2 protein-coding genes, 1 tRNA gene and 1 other RNA gene are annotated in these 4,123 nt (G+C 69.7%); 3 read left to right on the forward strand and 1 reads right to left on the reverse strand.

The genetic code is table 11. The features are described 5' to 3' along the window. Positions 1-586: 586 nt before the first annotated feature. A tRNA-Ser gene (locus RWX45_RS06990) sits at positions 587-674 on the reverse strand. Between the two features lie 528 nt (positions 675-1,202). Between RWX45_RS06990 and ffs the strand changes: the two genes are divergently transcribed. The 3 genes from ffs to RWX45_RS07005 form a co-directional block, all read left to right on the forward strand. After that, an RNA gene (ffs, locus tag RWX45_RS06995) (signal recognition particle sRNA small type) lies at positions 1,203-1,297 on the forward strand. Between the two features lie 97 nt (positions 1,298-1,394). After that, positions 1,395-2,045, forward strand: a complete 651-nt coding sequence (locus RWX45_RS07000; protein WP_316023020.1) for a hypothetical protein — start codon at positions 1,395-1,397, stop codon at positions 2,043-2,045. A gap of 195 nt (positions 2,046-2,240) precedes the next feature. Beyond that, positions 2,241-4,123: DNA polymerase III subunit gamma and tau (locus tag RWX45_RS07005; protein WP_316023021.1), on the forward strand; the 1,883-nt coding region annotated here is incomplete at its 3' end.

Consider the following 4,123-nt stretch of genomic DNA (forward strand, 5'->3'; position numbering starts at 1 on the left):
GCATTGCTCGGCACGGCAGACGCGGTTGATGTCACTGCCGCCGTGGCGGTGCTGGTCGGGGTAGAGCTCTGCCCCTGACAGGCCGTCACCCCCAGCATGAGCAGCAGTGCGGCAGGGACAGCGAGCACAGAGAGGGAACAACGCATGGCTCTAGGCTGACACATAAGTGCCCCGGAGGGCCTATGCAAAAACGTGACTCATCTCCCGCTCTGGTGGGCCGAGACAAAGCCGGTGGTCTGTGGGCCGGGCGCCAAGCCCGGCCCACAGACCACCGCAACGAGGTGCTCGATGCCCTCGGGATTCCCGGTCCCGAGGGGCGGTCCTCCTTCGCCGGGACGACGCGATACGGGCTCCCATGGACCCGTTCCGTCTCGGAGGCGGGGCAGTCACTGGGCTCCCCATTCCCTCGTGACCCGTTCCGCCCGGCGGCAACAACTATGGAACCCGAGGGGCCTGGAAAGACTCCCGTGCACGGCTGTGAAGGCCCTAGGAAAAGCGGGGTGGTTGCGAGGGCGCGGTGTTGACAGGAGTGTTGACAGAAGGAAAAAGAGAATCCCCGGAACCGCTAGAGCTCCGGGGATTCTGGTGGCGGAGGATGGGGGATTCGAACCCCCGAGGGCTTGCACCCAACACGCTTTCCAAGCGTGCGCCATAGGCCGCTAGGCGAATCCTCCAGGTGCGGCCCGCAGTCAGCCGACCACGTGCAGCGACAAGGGAATATATCGGACGATGCGCCCTCTGCGCCAACCTGTAGCGGTGGCATCGGTCACGCCGGGGACTTCGGTGGCCCGCGGTGACGGAGCGGCGCGGCCGAGGATGTGTGGCGACGCAGGCTCGCGCTCATGTGAGGTCCTGTCCAAACGAGGTCTCATGCGCAGGCGCGAGGCGTCTTCGCCGGCGGTGCTTGGACTGCCTGCCAGCCACCAGCGCTTGGACTGCCTACGCCCGGTTGGACTGCCTGAGCCAGCGGCTGAGACGGTCCAACCGCGCGATGACGGTCCAACGGGAGCTGTCAATGATGTCCGGATGAACGGTGCCGTGCCGGCGCTGGGTGTGCGTGGTCGGATCCCCGTCCGTGACCACATCGACCGGTCTCGACACGTCATTAGTGCCGGTTTGGGCACGTCATTAGTGCCGGTTTCGGCGAGGTGGGTGGGTGGGATGGTTTTTCGTTCCGGCTGTCGGCATCAGGTATGCTCTGGGTCGGCCCCTCGTGCGGCGTCATCCAGTGAATCCCCCAGGACCGGAAGGTAGCAAGGGTAAGCGGGCTCTGGCGGGTGCACGAGGGGTCCTGATGCGCACCCGGACGTGGTTGCGACCCCCAGTCGACACCGCAGCGGCGTAGGTGCCTACTACCCATCGACATGGGCGGTGCATCCCCCTATGGTGCAGGCATGGACCTGAAAAAGATGCACAACCGCAATATTCGCTCTGCCGCCACATCCCTGCTACTCGCCGGAAGCCTTGCGCTGACGCTGGCCGCCTGCGGCTCCTCGGACTCCACCACGTCCACAGACGAGTCCTCGGCGTCGAGCGAGGCCGTCGCCGTGGAGACCACCGTGGCACCGGACGGTCTGGCATCCCCGGACGTCAAGGAATCCACTAACGCCGACGCCACCGAGTCCACGGACGCGGATGGTGACTCCGATGCCGACTCGGCGGCCGAGGCCACCCCGGCTCCCGAGGGCGTCATGATCTCTGCCATGGCCGGTCGGGACCTGCCCGAGAAGGTGGGCGACTACACCAACACCGGAAATGACGGAGTCGCGGATCAGTACAAGCTCCATGAAGAGGACGGCGTCTTCGACTCCATCAGTGTCGAGTTCAGGGAGGGTATGGATTACGCGGGCGCGATTGAGAACCTGAGCAACACGGTGCCCGGCGGCACCGGCTTGTGTGGCACCAATCCTGGATCCGACAATCCCGTCTGCTACCTGCAGACTACCGACGGAACGGTGGTGATCACGTCGGACGTCAGTTTCATCAGTGTTGAGGAGCTTGCCGCCTTCGGCAACGAGCTGACCGCCGAGCTCGGCACCGAGTAATCGGTGCGTTCGGAGTCGGCCAAGCCCGGGCCGGGATCTCGGTTCGGCCGGGCCGGGCACTGGCTCCGGACCCGCCCTCGTGGGCGGCGTCGTCGCGCCCATCGCCACCGGCGTCGGTGAGCCGATCCCTCCAGTGAGCGATCGGCAACGTTCACGACGTCGCATCGTGTCGGCCCTCGCGTTTAGAGTCGGACTGTGACCACCGCCCTCTACCGCCGCTACCGGCCCGACACCTTCCAGGACGTCATCGGGCAGGAGCACGTGACTGCTCCGCTCATGGCGGCCCTGAGCGCCGACCGCGTCACCCACGCCTACCTGTTCTCCGGCCCGCGCGGCTGCGGGAAGACCACCTCGGCCCGCATCCTCGCGCGCTGCCTCAACTGCGAGCAGTTCCCCACCGACACCCCCTGCGGGGTGTGCCCGTCATGCCGCGACCTGGCCACCGGCGGGCCCGGCAGCCTCGACGTGGTCGAGATTGACGCCGCCAGCCACAACGGCGTCGACGACGCCCGCGACCTGCGCGAGCGCGCCTCCTTCGCCCCCGCCCGCGACCGCTACAAGGTCTTTATCCTCGACGAGGCCCACATGGTCACCCCGCAGGGCTTCAACGCCCTGCTCAAGCTCGTCGAGGAGCCGCCGGACCACGTGAAGTTCATCTTCGCCACCACCGAACCGGACAAGGTCATCGGCACGATCCGCTCCCGCACGCACCACTACCCCTTCCGGCTGGTGCCGCCGGACATCCTGGAGAACTACCTGGGACACCTGTGCGAGGCGGAGGGCATCGGCGTCGGCCCCGGCGTATTCCCGCTCGTGGTGCGCGCGGGCGGCGGCAGCGTGCGCGACACCCTGTCGGTCATGGACCAGCTCATCGGCGGCGCCGTCGACGGCCAGGTCGACTACTCCCGCGCCGTCGCCCTGCTCGGCTACACCGACACCACTCTGCTCGACTTCTGCGTGGATGCCGTGGCCGCGGCCGACGGCGCCGGCGTGTTCCGGGTCGTGGACCGCGTGGTCACTTCCGGGCATGATCCGCGGCGCTTCGTCGAGGACCTGCTGCAGCGCCTGCGCGACCTGCTCGTCATCGCCCTGGCGGGCAGCGAAGCCGGCCCCGCGCTCGGCTCCCTGCCGGCCGATGAGCTCGCCCGCATGGAGGGCCAGGCGCGCACCCTCGGGGCGCCGGGACTGTCCCGGGCGGCGGACGTGACCGCCAAAGCACTCGACCAGATGGTGGGCGCCACCTCCCCGCGGCTGCAGCTGGAGCTGCTCATGGCCCGCCTGTTGCTGCCCGATGCTGCTGCTTCCGGCGCGCCGACGACGGCGCAGTCCGCCCCTCCCGCCGCGTCACCGACGCGGGGCGCCGGGGGCTGGTCGGGCGCATCGACGCCGCGCCCCGCACCAGCGCCGTCTGCGACGTCCGCACCCGCCCGGCAGGTTACGGTCGAGGGAGCCCCCCAGCCGGCCCGGGAGGCTGCGACTGCGACCGAGGGCGAACCTCGCCAGCAGCGTCAGGCAGCGGCAGCCGGCCCGCAGCCCCCCGCTGCCACGGCCGCTACCGGCGCCCCCCTGGCAGACACCGAGTGGGAACCGGCGCCCGCGGCGGAACCCGGCCGAGGCGGCGGCTCCGCCCGCTCGGCCGCCCCGACCACGTCCCCGGCGTCGGCCGACGTCACCGGGGCAGCAGCGTCCGCGCACTCATCCGCCTCCGCGCCAGCACCAATGGATCCGCCCCAGCCTCATGCGGCGGCGGCCCCGGCGAGCGGCGCCGCCGAGGCCGAAATGATCCGTGCCCGTTGGGAGGAGGTGCTTGACGCAGCCAAGCGGTCGCGCCGGGCGACATGGGCCCTGGTCGGCCCCAACTCCCAGCCCGGCGGCATCAACGACGGCGTATTCCACGTCATCTTCACCGGGCAGGGGCTGGTCAATGCCTTCGAGAACGGCGGCCACGGTCCGGTGCTCGCCCAGGCCATTCATCAGGCCCTCGGGCTCGACCTTGAGGCGCACGCCGTCCTCGCCGGACCCCAGGGAGGCCCCGGCGGAGCAGGGGGCTCCGGTGGCCCGGCCGGTAGTGGCTGGGG

The sequence above is a fragment of the Actinomyces sp. MRS3W genome, assembly GCF_032465695.1.
Classification (GTDB): domain Bacteria; phylum Actinomycetota; class Actinomycetes; order Actinomycetales; family Actinomycetaceae; genus Actinomyces.